The sequence below is a fragment of the Curtobacterium flaccumfaciens UCD-AKU genome (assembly GCF_000349565.1).
In the GTDB taxonomy this organism is placed as follows: Bacteria; Actinomycetota; Actinomycetes; order Actinomycetales; family Microbacteriaceae; genus Curtobacterium; species Curtobacterium poinsettiae.
In genome coordinates, this window is sequence record NZ_KB714631.1 from 119,296 (window position 1) to 132,484 (window position 13,189).

The following is a 13,189-nucleotide window of genomic DNA, read 5'->3' on the forward strand; positions in this document are numbered from 1 at the left end:
CCGGCCATGAGAAGGTCACACCATGCGCTTCGCCATCGGCGACACCGACTTCCTGCTCGACGGCGAGCCGCACCGGGTCCTGTCCGGCGCGATCCACTACTTCCGCGTGCACCCCGACCTGTGGGCCGACCGGATCCGCAAGGCCAAGCTGATGGGCCTCAACACCATCGAGACCTACGTGGCGTGGAACGCGCACGCGCCGTCGCCGGGGGAGTTCGACCTGTCCGGCGGCCTGGACCTCGGCCGCTTCCTCGACCTCGTCGCGGCCGAGGGCATGCACGCCATCGTCCGCCCCGGCCCCTACATCTGCGCCGAGTGGACCAACGGCGGGCTGCCGTACTGGCTCTTCGCCGACGGCTCCGTGGGGGTCCGCCGAAACGAGCCCGGGTTCCTCGCAGCGGTCGAGACGTACCTGCAGCACCTGGCCCCCGTGCTGGTCCCGCGGCAGATCGACCAGGGCGGGCCCATCGTCCTGGTGCAGGTCGAGAACGAGTACGGCGCCTACGGCTCCGACCCCGAGTACCTGCGCGCGCTGGAGCAGATGCACCGCGACATCGGGCTGACCGTCCCCTTCACGAGCGTCGACCAGCCGATGGGCACCATGCTCGAGGACGGCTCGCTGCCCTCACTGCACAAGACCGGTTCGTTCGGCTCCCGCTCCGCCGCCCGGCTCGAGCGCCTGCGGCAGGCCCAGCCCACCGGCCCCCTGATGTGCTCGGAGTTCTGGGACGGCTGGTTCGACAGCTGGGGCGAGCACCACCACACCACGCCGGCGTCCGCCAGTGCCGAGGACCTGGACGTCCTGCTCGCCGCCGGCGGCTCGGTGAACATCTACATGTTCCACGGCGGCACGAACTTCGGCTTCACGAACGGCGCGAACGACAAGGGCGTCTACCGTCCGATCGCGACGTCGTACGACTACGACGCCCCGCTCGATGAGGCCGGCCGGCCGACGTCGAAGTTCCACGCGTTCCGCTCGGTCATCGAGCGCTACGCGCCCGTGCCGCCGCTGCCCGCAGCGATGGAGCCGGGTGGGCCGGGTCGCCTCGGTCCCGTGGCCGCGTCCGGCGACGGCCTGGAGGCCCGGATCGCCCCCGCCACGGACCTCGCCGTCCGGCTGGACCGCGTCGCCTCGCTCCGTTCCCTGCTGCCCACGCTCACGACGTGGTCCGCGCACGACGAGCCGCCGACCTTCGACGCCCTCGGAGCCGCGAGCGGCTTCGTCGTCTACCGCGCCGAGGTCGACCTGCCCGCCGGAGGGGTGCTGACCGTCGGCACCGAGGTGCGTGACCGTGCGATCGTGTCGGCCGACGGTGTCGTCGTCGGGGTCCTGGAGCGCGAGCACCACGACCGGGCCATCACCCTGCCGCCGGTGACCGGCACGCTCGAACTCCTCGTCGAGGACCAGGGCCGGGTCGACTACGGCGTCCGCATCGGTGAGCCGAAGGGCTTGATCGGGGGCGTCTCGATCGACGGCGTCCCGGTGGCCCGCTGGACGGCGTCCCCGCTCGCACTCGACCCGATCGCGCCGGCAGCCGTCACCGCACTGGCCGAAGCCGCTGCCTCCGGTGGTGACGTGCTCGCCGGACCGACGTTCGCAGCTGGCTCGTTCGACCTCGACACCGTGGACGACCGGTACCTGTCGCTCGACGGGTTCCGGAAGGGTGTCGCCTGGGTCAACGGGTTCTGCCTCGGTCGGTACTGGTCGCGGGGCCCGCAGCGGACCCTTGCGATCCCGGGGCCGGTGCTCCGCCACGGTCGCAACGAGCTCGTCGTGCTCGAGCTGCACGCCGCCGCGTCGCGCACCGCGTGCCTGCTCGTCGAGCCCGACCTGGGCCACACCGAGGCGTAGCCGCCCGCCCGCGGCCTGGTCAGATCGGGCCTACCTGGTCGAATCGGGCGTACCTGGTCGGAAGTTCCGACCAGGTACGCCCGATTCCGCTTTCCAGCGCGGGCGTCATGGGAAGGATCAGTCGCTGTCGAGGGCGTCCAGGTCTGCCAGCGCCCGCTCGGCGTCGGCGATCCGGTCGGCCTCGGGGCGACTCCACCACTCGGGGCCGCGCTCGCCCAGGCCGTGCTTGGCCAGGCCGTTCCGGTGCCGCGCCGCCGCCAGGGCCTCGTCGTCGCCTGCGCGCTTCGCGGTCTTCACGGCGTTGCGGCCGCGCCCCAGGTGCGAGCGGAGTGCGGCGGCGAGCTGCTCGGGCACGGCGGGGTCGGTGCGCCGCCAGCGTCGGCCGTCCACGACGAAGAAGTGGTCGTCGGGTTCGGCGGTCATGGTCCGAGTCTGCTCCGTCGGTGGTGGGTGGACAGGGGTCGATGAGCCGCGAACGCGTCCGCCCGCCGACCCGGTCGACCTGCTTCGCGGGCATCGACCAGAGCGGAGTGCGTGGCACGGGCCGACACACGAACGGCCCGACGTCAGCAGACATCGGGCCGTTCGTGTGTTCACGAGCAGGTGCTCACTTGTCGTCGACGGCGTCCTTCGCCTTCTCCGTCTGCATGCGCGCCTCGCCCATGTGCTGGTCCTTCTTGCCCTGGGCGTGGAGCTCCTGGTCGTCGGTGTGCTCACCGACCTTCTCCTCGACCTTGCCCACGATCTTCTGGGTGGCGTCCTTGGCCTTGTCTCCGAGCGACACGGTGATTCCTTCCGGTGGGGGCATCACCGGTGGACCCGGCGGTGTGTCACCGACAGTACGGACGGAGGTGTACCCCGTTCACTGCGGCAGGACATGTGCGCCGCTGATCAGGGGATGAGGCGGTCGGCCCGGTAGCGAGCGAACAGGTCCGCGAAGGCCTGTTCGGTCCGACGGAACGCCGTGAACCCGGCGTCTCGGCTCTTGCCCATGTCGGTCACGACCTCCATCGCGCGGCCCAGGTCGGCGTCGGTGTGCCACCACGAAGCGAGTCGGTTGATGTCGGCCTCGGCGAGACCGTGGCGCTCGGCGATGCCGGCCCACTCGGACTCGTACGGGGCCATCTGCTCCTCGAGCGGTCGCGGAGCGTCCTGGTAGCCCACCACGCGCGCGGGGTCGACACCGAGGTGCGCGGCCAGGCGCGGCCACATCCAACGCCAGCGGAAGACGTCACCGTTGACGATGTTGAACGGCTCGTCCGCACCCTCGGGTGACGTCGCAGCCCACACCATGTGCTCGGCGAGGATGCCGGCGTCGGTCATGTCGGTCAGGCCGTTCCACTGCGCCTCACTGCCGGGGAACACGAAGTCCAGGTCGAGTTCCTTCGCCAGCGTGGCCTGCACGGCGAGTGTGAGGCCCATGTTCATGGCGTTGCCGACGGCGTGCCCGATCACGGTGTGGGAGCGGTGCACCGACCAGGTGAACCCCTGGCGCTCCGCGGCTGCGAAGAGTTCGTCCTCTTGCGCGTAGTAGAAGTTCGGGGTGTCGAGGCGCGGCTCCTCCTCGTGGAAGGGGGTGTCGGGCATCTCGCCGGCGGCGTACGCCTCGAACGGGCCGAGGTAGTGCTTCAGGCCGGTGACGAGGGCGACGTGCTCGAGCGGAGCGTGCGACAGTGCCGCGAGCAGGTCGCGGACCATTCCGCCGTTCACGCGGATGTTCTCCGCCTCGGTGTCCTGCCGCTGCCAGGCGGTGAAGAAGACGTGGGTCGGGCCTTCGTCGGCGAGTGCAGCCGTCAGGCTCTCGGGGTCGCGCAGGTCCGCGGCGACCGTCCGGACGCCCTGCTCGGCGAGGGGCCGGCGCGAGAGTGCGGTCACGTCCCAGTCGAGCTCGAGCAGGTGGCGCACCAGGGCAGAACCGGTGATGCCACTGGCTCCGACGACCAGGGCTTCGCGGCGGGCGGGGGGCTGTTCGGTCGATCCGGTTGCAGTCATCCTTCGATGCAACCCACGTTGGACGACACGTGTTCCCTCACCGCGGACGGCGGATGCGGATCGGACCCTTGGCGGTCGACGGGTCGACGACGGACCCGCCCTGGGTGATCTCGACCTCGCCGCGCGCGACCATGCGCCGGGCGGCTCGCCGTGCCGGCTCCATCAGCGGTCGCCAGTCGTCCGGGTCCAGCGAGCGTGCGACCTCGGACGGGCAGATGCTCGAGGTCCGTGCCCGGGCTGCGAGCAGTTCGTCGATGCGCTGCTCGAGGGCCCGGTCGGTGTCGTCGAGACCGTGCCGGCGACAGGCGCCCGAGCACCACTTCGCCTCCGGTGCCGCGGACGACGGCATCCGTCGACCGCACGAGGCACAGGTCCGCTCGGCGTGTGCCGACTCCGACGCCGACGCATCGGCTTCCGTCCTGATCGCCCGTCCCATCACCCCATCCTCGTCCTGCCGTCCGCGGGGGTACACAGCGACCACGCACCCGGCCCAGGTGCGCCTGGCAGCATCGGAGCGGTGAACCCCGACACCGCCCCCACCCGTCCGTCCGAGCCCGCCTGGGTCCAGCACGTGATGTGGTGGCACGTCTACCCGCTCGGCTTCGTCGGCGCCGAGGTCCGCCCTGCGTCACCGGTGGGGGAGCATCCGCTCGAACACCGCCTCGACGGCCTGACCGGGTGGCTCGACCACGTCGTCGACCTCGGTCTGAACGGCCTGTTGCTCGGCCCGGTGTTCGCGAGCTCGACCCACGGGTACGACACGGTCGACCACTTCCGGATCGACCCGCGCCTGGGCGACGACGCCGACTTCGACCGTCTGGTCACCGCGGCGCACGAGCGGGGCGTGCGGGTCCTGCTGGACGGGGTGTTCAACCACGTCGGCCGCGAGCACCCGGCCTTCACCGCGTTGTCGGAACAGGGCCCCGAGGCACCGACCGCCGACCTGTTCGCCATCGACTGGTCCGGCTGGCAGCCGGGACAGCCCGTGCCCGTCGGGCTGTTCGAGGGGCACGACATCCTCGTCGCGCTCGACCACGACAGCCGCGCCACCGAGGACCTCGTGGTGCAGGTCATGACGCACTGGTTGGAGCGGGGGATCGACGGCTGGCGGCTCGACGCGGCGTACGCGGTGCCGCCGGCGTTCTGGGCGCGGGTGCTGCCACGGGTGCGGGAACGGTTCCCGGATGCCTGGTTCAGCGGTGAGGTCATCCACGGCGACGCGGCGGCGATCGCACGCGACTCGACGATGGACTCGCTCACCCAGTACGAGCTGTGGCAGGGGATCTGGCACGGCATCGCGGACCGCAACGGCCACGAGCTCGCGCACGCGATCGAGCGGCACGACGCCCTGCTCGCCACCTTCGCCCCGACCACGTTCGTCGGCAACCACGACGTGACCCGGATCGCGAGCGCGGTGGGGGAGCGGTTCGCCGGGCACGCCGCCGCGGTGCTGTTCACGGTCGCGGGGACGCCGGTGGTCTACGCCGGTGACGAGTACGGCTGGACCGGTGTGAAGGAGGAACGCGAGGGCGGCGACGATGCAGTCCGCCCGGAGTTCCCGGCCGAGGTGCCCGCGCCGACGGACCTGACGCACGCGTACGAGGCGCTCATCGCCCTGCGCCGCCGGAACCCGTGGCTGCACCGGGCACACACCGACGTCGTGCACCTGACCAACACCGCCGTGGTGCTGCGCACCGCGACGGCGGACGCCGCCGTGGTGACCGCCCTGAACCTGTCGGACGACCCCGTCGAGGTGCCCGTGGCCGACGCGACGCAGGTCGAGGCGGGCGGGGCCGATGTCGGGGACGGGACCCTGCGCCTCCCGGCCGGGGGGTGGGCCGTCCTGTCGCGTTCGTGAGCAGAAACGGTCGGGTCCCCATCGAGGACCCGACCGTTTCTGCGCACCAAGCGAACAACGCTACTTGCGGGCGGACGCCGCCCGGCGCTTGTTGAACACGTCGAACGCGACGGCGGCGAGCAGCACCAGACCCTTGATCAGGGACTGGAACTCGGTGCCGACACCGAGGATCGACATGCCGTTGTTCAGCAGGCCGATGATGAGACCACCGACGATGGCGCCCGGCACGGTGCCGATGCCGCCGGTGACCGCAGCGCCACCGATGAACACGGCGGCGATGGCGTCGAGCTCGAAGCCGTTGCCGGCGCCCGGAGCCGCCAGGTTGAGCTGGCCGGTGAAGACCACGCCCGCCAGGGCCGAGATGACACCCATGTTGACGAAGAGCAGGAACGTGACCCGCTTCGTCTTCACACCCGACAGCTGCGCGGCCAGCGCGTTGCCACCGATCGCGTAGATGTGGCGGCCGAACACGGCGCTCCGCATGACGACCGAGTAGATCACCACGAGCGCACCGAGCACGACGAGCACGATCGGGGTGCCGTTGTAGCTGGCGAGCAGGAGCGCCACGTAGATCACGAGCACGGCGCCGAAGGCCGTCTTCACGATGAACCAGGCGAACGGCTCGCTCTCGAGCTGGTACTTGCGACGCGTGATGCGACCGCGGAACGCTGCGATCACCATGACGGCCGCGGCGGCGAAGCCGAGGATCATCGTGAGCGGCTCGTACCCGGTGGTGCCGAAGGACGGCAGGAAACCGGAGCCGAGCGAGCGGAAGCCGGTCGGGAACGGCGAGATCTGCTGGTTCTGCAGGACGATCTGGGCCGCGCCGCGGAAGGCGAGCATGCCCGCCAGCGTCACGATGAACGCCGGGATCCCGAAGTAGGCGATCCAGAAGCCCTGCCAGGCACCGACGAGGGCACCGACGACCAGGCAGAGCACGACCGCGATGGGCCACGGGATGTTCCACTGCGTGATCATCACGCCGGCCATGGCACCGGTGAAGGCGACCACCGAACCGACCGACAGGTCGATGTGCCCGGCGATGATGACCATCACCATGCCGATGGCCAGGATGAGGATGTAGCTGTTCTGGACGATCAGGTTCGAGACGTTGATCGGGGCCAGCGTGATGCCGTTCGTGGTCACCTGGAAGAAGATGACGATGACGATCAGCGCGATGAACAGGCCGATCTGTCGGAGCTGCCCGGTGAGGTAGCCGACGGCGGACTTAAGCGCGTTCATTGACAGGGGTCTCCCGTTCCTGGGTCATGTACTGCATGAGGACCTCGGGCGTCGCCTCGGAGCGCGGGACGTCGGCCGTGATGGTGCCCTCGGAGAGCGTGTAGATGCGGTCGCAGATGCCGAGCAGTTCGGGGAGCTCGGAGGAGATCACGATGACCGCCTTCCCCTGGTCGGCGAGCTGGTTGATGATCGTGTAGATCTCGTACTTCGCGCCGACGTCGATGCCGCGGGTGGGCTCGTCGAGGATGAGCACGTCGGGGTCGGCGTACATCCACTTCGACAGGACGACCTTCTGCTGGTTCCCGCCGGAGAGCTTCCCCGTCACGACGTCGACGTTCGGCGCCTTGATGTTGAGGCTCTTGAGGAACTGGCTCGCGACCGTGGTCTCCTCCGAGGAGTTCACGAACCCCCAGTTCGCGAGCTTCCCGAGCGCCGACCCGGAGATGTTCCGCTTGATGTCGTCGATCAGGTTCAGGCCGTAGCGCTTGCGGTCCTCGGTGACGTAGGCGATGCCGTTGTCGATCGCCTGCGAGACGGTGTGCGTCTTGATCGGCGTGCCGCGCTTGTAGACGGTGCCGCTGATGCCGGTGCCGTACGACTGGCCGAAGACGCTCATCGCGAGTTCGGTGCGGCCGGCACCCATCAGCCCGGCGATGCCGACGACCTCGCCGGCCCGGACGTTCAGGTTGGCCCGGTGGATGATCTCGCGCGACGAGTCGAGCTGGTGGTGGACGGTCCAGTCCTCGATCCGCAGCAGTTCCTCGCCGATGACGGGGTTCTCGCGCTCGGGGTACCGGTTCGACAGGTCACGGCCGACCATCCCGCGGATGATCCGGTCCTCGGACACGTCGTCGGCCCGCATGTCGAGCGTCTCGATGGTCTTGCCGTCGCGGATGATCGTGACCTTGTCCGCGATCGCCTTGATCTCGTTGAGCTTGTGGCTGATGATGATCGCCGTCATGCCCTCGGCCTGCAGCGAGCGGATGAGCTCGAGCAGGTGCGCGGAGTCGTCGTCGTTCAGCGCGGCGGTGGGCTCGTCGAGGATGAGGAGCTTCACCTCCTTCGAGAGCGCCTTCGCGATCTCGACGAGCTGCTGCTTGCCGACACCGAGGTCGACGACCTTGGTGACGGGGTTGTCCTTCAGCCCGACGCGCCCCAGCAGCTCGGCTGCCGTCAGGTTCGTCTTGTTCCAGTCGATGAAGCCGCCCTTGGACTGCTCGTTGCCGAGGAAGATGTTCTCAGCGATCGACAGGAAGGGGCTGAGGGCCAGCTCCTGGTGGATGATGACGACGCCGGCGGCCTCGGAGTCGTTGATGTTGGCGAACCGCACGGGTTCGCCGTCGAGCAGGATCTCGCCGTCGAAGGAGCCGGCCGGGTAGACCCCCGACAGCACCTTCATCAGCGTCGACTTGCCTGCGCCGTTCTCGCCGCAGATCGCGTGGACCTGGCCGCGCTCGACCTCGATCGTGACCCCCTGCAGGGCCTTGACGCCGGGGAACGTCTTGGTGATGTCCCGCATCTCGAGGATGGTGTCCGCCATGTGGACGCCTTTCCGTCGTGCGCGCGCGTGCGCGCGCTGGTGGAGACGGACTGGAGGCGCGGTGCGCAGCTGGCACCGCGCCTCCGGTCCGAGAGATGGGCCCTGACTACTTCAGGTCGGCTTCGGTGTAGTAGCCCGAGTCGACGAGGACTTCCTTGTAGTTGTCCTTCGTGACGACCGTCGGCTGGAACAGGAAGGTCGGGACGACCTTGACCTTGTTGTCGTAGCTCTTGGTGTCGTTGACCTCGGGCTTCTTGCCGGTGAGCAGGTCCTCGGCCATGGTGACCGACTGCTTGGCGAGCTTGCGCGTGTCCTTGTAGATGGTCGAGTACTGCTGCCCGGCGATGATCGACTTGACCGAGGCGGCCTCGGCGTCCTGGCCCGTGACGGTCGGGAGCGGACGGTCGCTCGTGCCGTACCCGGCACCCTGCAGTGCCGAGATGATGCCGATCGAGATGCCGTCGTACGGCGAGAGCACGCCGTCGAGCGTGGTGCCGCCCGAGTAGGACTTGGCGACCAGGTTCTGCATGCGGGCCTTGGCCGTGGCCGGGTCCCACTGCTGCGTCGCGGCCTGGGACAGCTTGTCCTGGCCGGACTGGATCTTCAGCGTGCCGTCCTCGAGGTACGGCTTGAGCGTCTTCATGGCGCCGTTGAAGAAGAACCCGGCGTTGTTGTCGTCGAGCGAGCCGGCGAAGACCTCGATGTTGAAGGGGCCCTTCTCGCCGGTCTTCTTGCCGTCCGCGTCGAGGACACCCAGGCCGGTGAGCAGGCTGTTCGCCTGGTCGACGCCGACCTTCTCGTTGTCGAAGGACACGTAGTAGTCGACGTTCTTGTTGCCCGTGAGCAGGCGGTCGTACGAGATCACCTTGATGCCGGCCTTGGCGGCGGCGTCGAGCTGGTCGGAGAGCGCGCCACCGTCGATCGACGCGATGATCAGGACCTTCGCGCCCTTGGTGATCATGTTGCTGACCTGCTGGGCCTGCTGCTGGACCTTGTTGTCGCCGTACTCGAGGTCGACCTTGTAGCCGGCCTTCTCGAGGTCGCTCTTGACGGCGTTGCCGTCCTTGATCCACCGCTCGGAGACCTTGGTGGGCATGGCGACGCCGACGAGGGCGCCCTTGTTGTCGCCGCTGCCGCCACCATCGGTGGATGCACGGCCGCCGGCCGAGCAAGCGGCCAGCGAGATCGCGATGCCGACGGCTGCGACGCCCGCGATGATCCTGCGCTTCATCATCGAAGTACCTCTGTTCCTTCGCGTCGTCCTCGACGCGGTCGGGTGCCGGGGCTGCTGTGCCCCGCGGGATGCGCTCGTGTGAGCGCTCACATCTTGTGGGTTCCGTGACGGGGTGTCAACTCAGCGTCGCCGTTTCGTGATCTTGCCGCGGTGGCCGGACCGAGCGGTACGGTTGGCCACGTGAGCACCAGGACCGCCCCCGAGGGCACGGGCGGCAAGCGCCGGAAGGCCCCGACGATCTTCGACGTCGCCGAACGCGCGGGCGTGTCCCACCAGACCGTCTCGCGTGTCATCAACGGTGACCCGACCGTCCGCGAGCAGTACCGGACGCAGGTCACCGACGCCGTCACCGCGCTCGGGTACCGGCCCCGCGCCGCCGCCCGGGCACTCGCCGGCGGGCGGAGCAAGGCGCTCGGCATCATCACCGCCGGCGACGCGCTGTACGGACCGTCGAGCACCTCGATCGGCTTCGAACGGGCCGCGCGGTCCGCCGGGTACCACGTGCTGCTGTCCACCCTGCCCGAGGAACCGACGCCGTCCGACCTGTCCGGCGCGCTCACCACGCTGCTCGCGCAGGACGTCGCCGCGATCGTGCTCGTCGCCGCCGACAACCGGGTGCTCGACGCCCTCGCCTCGCTCACCGTGCCGGTCACGGTGCCCGTCGTGGTGTCGAACGCGGTGCAGCGCGACGCCGTCCGGAACCCGGTCGCGCCGAGCGTCGCCGCGGTCGCGATCGACCAGGCCGCCGGCACCTCGCTCGTGATGCAGCACCTGTTCGACCGCGGACACCGCCGGATCGTGCACATCGCCGGACCGCACGTGTCGCAGGAGTCCGAGGTCCGCCGTGCCACCTACGTGCGGATCATGCAGGACGCCGGGCTCGAACCCGTCGTGCTCGAGGGCGACTGGACCCCGGCGAGCGGCTTCGCAGCTGCCCGGCACATCGACGTTGGGACGGTCGACGCGGTCTTCGCGGGCAACGACCAGATGGCGCTCGGGGTGCTGCACGCCTTCGCCGACGAGGGGCTGCGGGTGCCCGACGACATCGCGGTCGTGGGCTTCGACGACGTCCCCGAGGCCGCGCACTTCACGCCGCCGCTGACCACCGTGCGGCAGGACTTCCGGGCGATGGGGGAGCGGGTGCTCGACACCGTGCGGGCCCTGGTCGAGGGGGAGCCCCGTGACGAGACGCTGCTCGCGCCCGAGCTGGTGGTGCGGCGCAGCACGTAGCGAACGGCTCGCACGGTGCAGCATCGTGCGGCCGGTGCGGGGTTCTCCCGTGCGCGGGCCCGCGGCGCACGGTGCAGCGTTGTGCGGCCGGTGCGAGGTTGATCGCTCGGTGCGGCGCTACAGTCCCGCACCGAGCGATCAACCCCGCACGGACCGAAGGGCCGCGCACAGTGCGAGGCCGCGCACGACCCCGCACCGACCGAGGGGCCGCGCACGGTGCGAGGCCGCGCATGACCCCGAGCTGACCCGACCGTCAGCCCTTCAACGCCCCGGACGACAGCCCGGCGACGTAGAACCGTTGCAACCCGACGTACAGCGCGATGCACGGGATCATCGCCACCACCGACCCGGCGACGAGGTTGCCGTACGACACCTGCCCGTACGCCCCGGTCTGCAGGTTGAGCAGCGCGACCGGCAGCGTGTACAGCGAGTCCTTCGTCAGGAACGTCAGCGCTCCGAGGAACTCCGTCCACGACGCCAGGAAGGCGTAGAGCGCCGCGGTCGCCGCCCCGGGCAGGAGCAGCGGGCGGAGCACCGACACGACGACCCGGAAGCGCGAGGCCCCGTCGACGAAGGCCGAGTCCTCGAGCTCGGTGGGGATCGACTCGAACGCGTTCCGCATCACGAACACCCCGAACGGCAGGTTCACCGTCGTGTAGAACAGCACGAGTCCGAGCAGCGAGTTCGTCAGCCCCATGGCGTTCATCTCGAGGTACAGCGGCGTGAGGATGGCCTGGAACGGCACCATCATCGTCAGCAGCACCAGGCCGAACACGACGCCGGATCCCCGGAACCGGAAGCGGGCGAAGCCGTAGCCGGCCATCGTCGCGATGACCGCGGTCAGCACCGCCGTGGCGATCGACACGATGAGCGAGTTCACGACGCCGGTGAGCAGGTGCGACGACGAGGCGAACACGGCGGCGAAGTTCTGCCACCCGAGCTGGAAGAACGTCGCCGGGTCCGGGGCCTGCGTGATGACGGCCTCGGACTGGAACGCCCGCAGGATCGACCAGATGAGCGGGACACCGAACACAAGCGCGGAACCGATGCCGGCGATCGCGTAGAGGGTGCGCTTCACGGTGGTGTCGCGCGGGTGCTGGACGCTGCCCTGCTGGTGGCGCCGACGTCGGCCGTCGCCCGTGGTGGTCAGGGTCCTGGTGGACAGGTCCGGCGCCGAGAGGGCCGCACGGGAGGTCGTGGTGCTCATGGCGTCAGTCCTTCTCTCGCAGTGCCCAGAACTGGAACACCGTCACGGCGGCGATCACCACGACGAGGGCGATCGACTGGGCGGTCGCGGCCCCGAGCTGCAGGTTCACGAACCCGCGGTTGTAGATCGCGTTCACGATGGTGGTGGTCTCGGTGCCCGGCCCGCCCTGGGTCAGGATGTAGAACTGGTTGAAGGCCAGCAGCGACCCGATCACCGAGATGATGACGCTCAGCGCGACGGTCGAGCGGATCATCGGGAACGTGATGAGGCGTTCGGTCTGCCACCAGGACGCCCCTTCGAGCTGCGCGGACTCGTAGACCTCGTCGGGGACGCCCTGCATCGCCGACATGAGCAGCACCATCGTCAAGCCCGACACCGCCCAGACCACGAGCACGCAGATGAGCACCGTCGCCAGCGGGCCGTTCACGAGCCACGCGGTGCTGCCGTCGGTGATCCCGAGCCAGCGGAGCACCATGTTGACGGCGCCGGAGTTCGGTTGCGCCTCGAGCACGAGCATGAACGAGAGCGTCGTCAGCCCGACCACGTACGGCAGGAAGAACACCGTCCGCAGGATCGTGCTGCCGCGGCGGCGGGCCCGGACGAGCACGGCCAAGAAGTACCCGAGCGCCAGGATCGGCAGGGTCACGATCGCCGTGTACAGCAGCGTGTAGCCGATCGCGTGCACGAACGTCGGGTCCTGGAACAGCGTCAGGTAGTTCTGCAGCCCGATGAACCGGTACGGGCCGATCAGGGGCCAGTTCGTGAACGAGATGTAGAGCGCGAACACGAGCGGGACGAGCACGAAGACGGCGACGAACAGGATCGCCGGGGCGACGAGGACGGCGCCGGTGCGCGGCGGGTGGGTGAGCGAGTTGCGGGTCCGGGCGGAGCCGCCGCGCCCCGGGCCGCGGCCCACGGTGGGACGGCCCGGGCCGGTCCGGCCGGCGGGACGCCGGGTGGAGATGGTCGACATGCGTGCACCTCTCTGTGCATCAACAAGAGCGAGACGAGCCAGAGCCCGAGACGAGCGAGAC

General features: G+C 69.6%; 12 protein-coding genes. 3 read left to right on the top strand and 9 right to left on the bottom strand.

Annotated features, from left to right (window positions below; translation table 11 throughout):
- Positions 1-22: 22 nt before the first annotated feature.
- Positions 23-1,852, top strand: a complete 1,830-nt coding sequence (locus H489_RS34235) for a glycoside hydrolase family 35 protein (protein ID WP_017888381.1) — start codon at positions 23-25, stop codon at positions 1,850-1,852.
- A 117-nt stretch (positions 1,853-1,969) separates the two neighbouring features.
- On the opposite strand, the gene H489_RS34240 is transcribed toward H489_RS34235, so the two are convergent.
- The 4 genes from H489_RS34240 to H489_RS0119820 all read right to left on the bottom strand — a co-directional run bounded on the left by H489_RS34240 (position 1,970) and on the right by H489_RS0119820 (position 4,193).
- Positions 1,970-2,275, bottom strand: coding sequence for a hypothetical protein (locus H489_RS34240; RefSeq protein WP_017888382.1), 306 nt, complete (start codon positions 2,273-2,275; stop codon positions 1,970-1,972).
- A gap of 184 nt (positions 2,276-2,459) precedes the next feature.
- On the bottom strand, positions 2,460-2,636 hold the full coding sequence (locus H489_RS37435; protein WP_017888383.1) for a CsbD family protein: 177 nt from the start codon (positions 2,634-2,636) through the stop codon (positions 2,460-2,462).
- A 107-nt stretch (positions 2,637-2,743) separates the two neighbouring features.
- Positions 2,744-3,844: an SDR family oxidoreductase gene (locus tag H489_RS34245; RefSeq protein ID WP_017888384.1), complete on the bottom strand. Its 1,101-nt coding sequence runs from the start codon at positions 3,842-3,844 to the stop codon at positions 2,744-2,746.
- 37 nt (positions 3,845-3,881) lie between these two features.
- The gene (locus H489_RS0119820) at positions 3,882-4,193 is read right to left on the bottom strand and encodes a DUF3253 domain-containing protein (RefSeq protein ID WP_197068669.1); all 312 of its coding nucleotides are present in this window, start codon (positions 4,191-4,193) and stop codon (positions 3,882-3,884) included.
- 168 nt (positions 4,194-4,361) lie between these two features.
- On the opposite strand from H489_RS0119820, the gene H489_RS34250 reads away from it, so the two are divergent.
- Positions 4,362-5,702, top strand: a complete 1,341-nt coding sequence (locus H489_RS34250; RefSeq protein ID WP_017888386.1) for an alpha-amylase family glycosyl hydrolase — start codon at positions 4,362-4,364, stop codon at positions 5,700-5,702.
- A gap of 60 nt (positions 5,703-5,762) precedes the next feature.
- Here the strand turns inward: H489_RS34250 and mmsB are convergent, their stop codons facing one another.
- From mmsB to chvE, 3 genes are all read right to left on the bottom strand, one after another.
- Positions 5,763-6,944, bottom strand: coding sequence for a multiple monosaccharide ABC transporter permease (gene mmsB, locus H489_RS34255; protein ID WP_017888387.1), 1,182 nt, complete (start codon positions 6,942-6,944; stop codon positions 5,763-5,765).
- Positions 6,931-8,484, bottom strand: a complete 1,554-nt coding sequence (gene mmsA, locus H489_RS0119825; RefSeq protein ID WP_017888388.1) for a multiple monosaccharide ABC transporter ATP-binding protein — start codon at positions 8,482-8,484, stop codon at positions 6,931-6,933. The genes mmsB and mmsA overlap by 14 nt, the downstream gene beginning before the upstream one ends.
- Positions 8,485-8,590: 106 nt before the next feature.
- Complete coding sequence (gene chvE / locus H489_RS34260; RefSeq protein WP_017888389.1) at positions 8,591-9,718, bottom strand: multiple monosaccharide ABC transporter substrate-binding protein; 1,128 nt, start codon at positions 9,716-9,718, stop codon at positions 8,591-8,593.
- Positions 9,719-9,898: 180 nt separating this feature from the next.
- Between chvE and H489_RS0119830 the strand changes: the two genes are divergently transcribed.
- Positions 9,899-10,948, top strand: a complete 1,050-nt coding sequence (locus H489_RS0119830; protein ID WP_017888390.1) for a substrate-binding domain-containing protein — start codon at positions 9,899-9,901, stop codon at positions 10,946-10,948.
- Positions 10,949-11,201: 253 nt separating this feature from the next.
- Here the strand turns inward: H489_RS0119830 and H489_RS34265 are convergent, their stop codons facing one another.
- Both H489_RS34265 and H489_RS34270 read right to left on the bottom strand, forming a co-directional pair.
- A complete protein-coding gene (locus tag H489_RS34265) occupies positions 11,202-12,155 on the bottom strand; it encodes a carbohydrate ABC transporter permease (RefSeq protein ID WP_017888391.1) in 954 nt (317 codons plus the stop codon).
- A gap of 4 nt (positions 12,156-12,159) precedes the next feature.
- Complete coding sequence (locus tag H489_RS34270) at positions 12,160-13,128, bottom strand: carbohydrate ABC transporter permease (protein ID WP_017888392.1); 969 nt, start codon at positions 13,126-13,128, stop codon at positions 12,160-12,162.
- Positions 13,129-13,189: the final 61 nt, after the last annotated feature.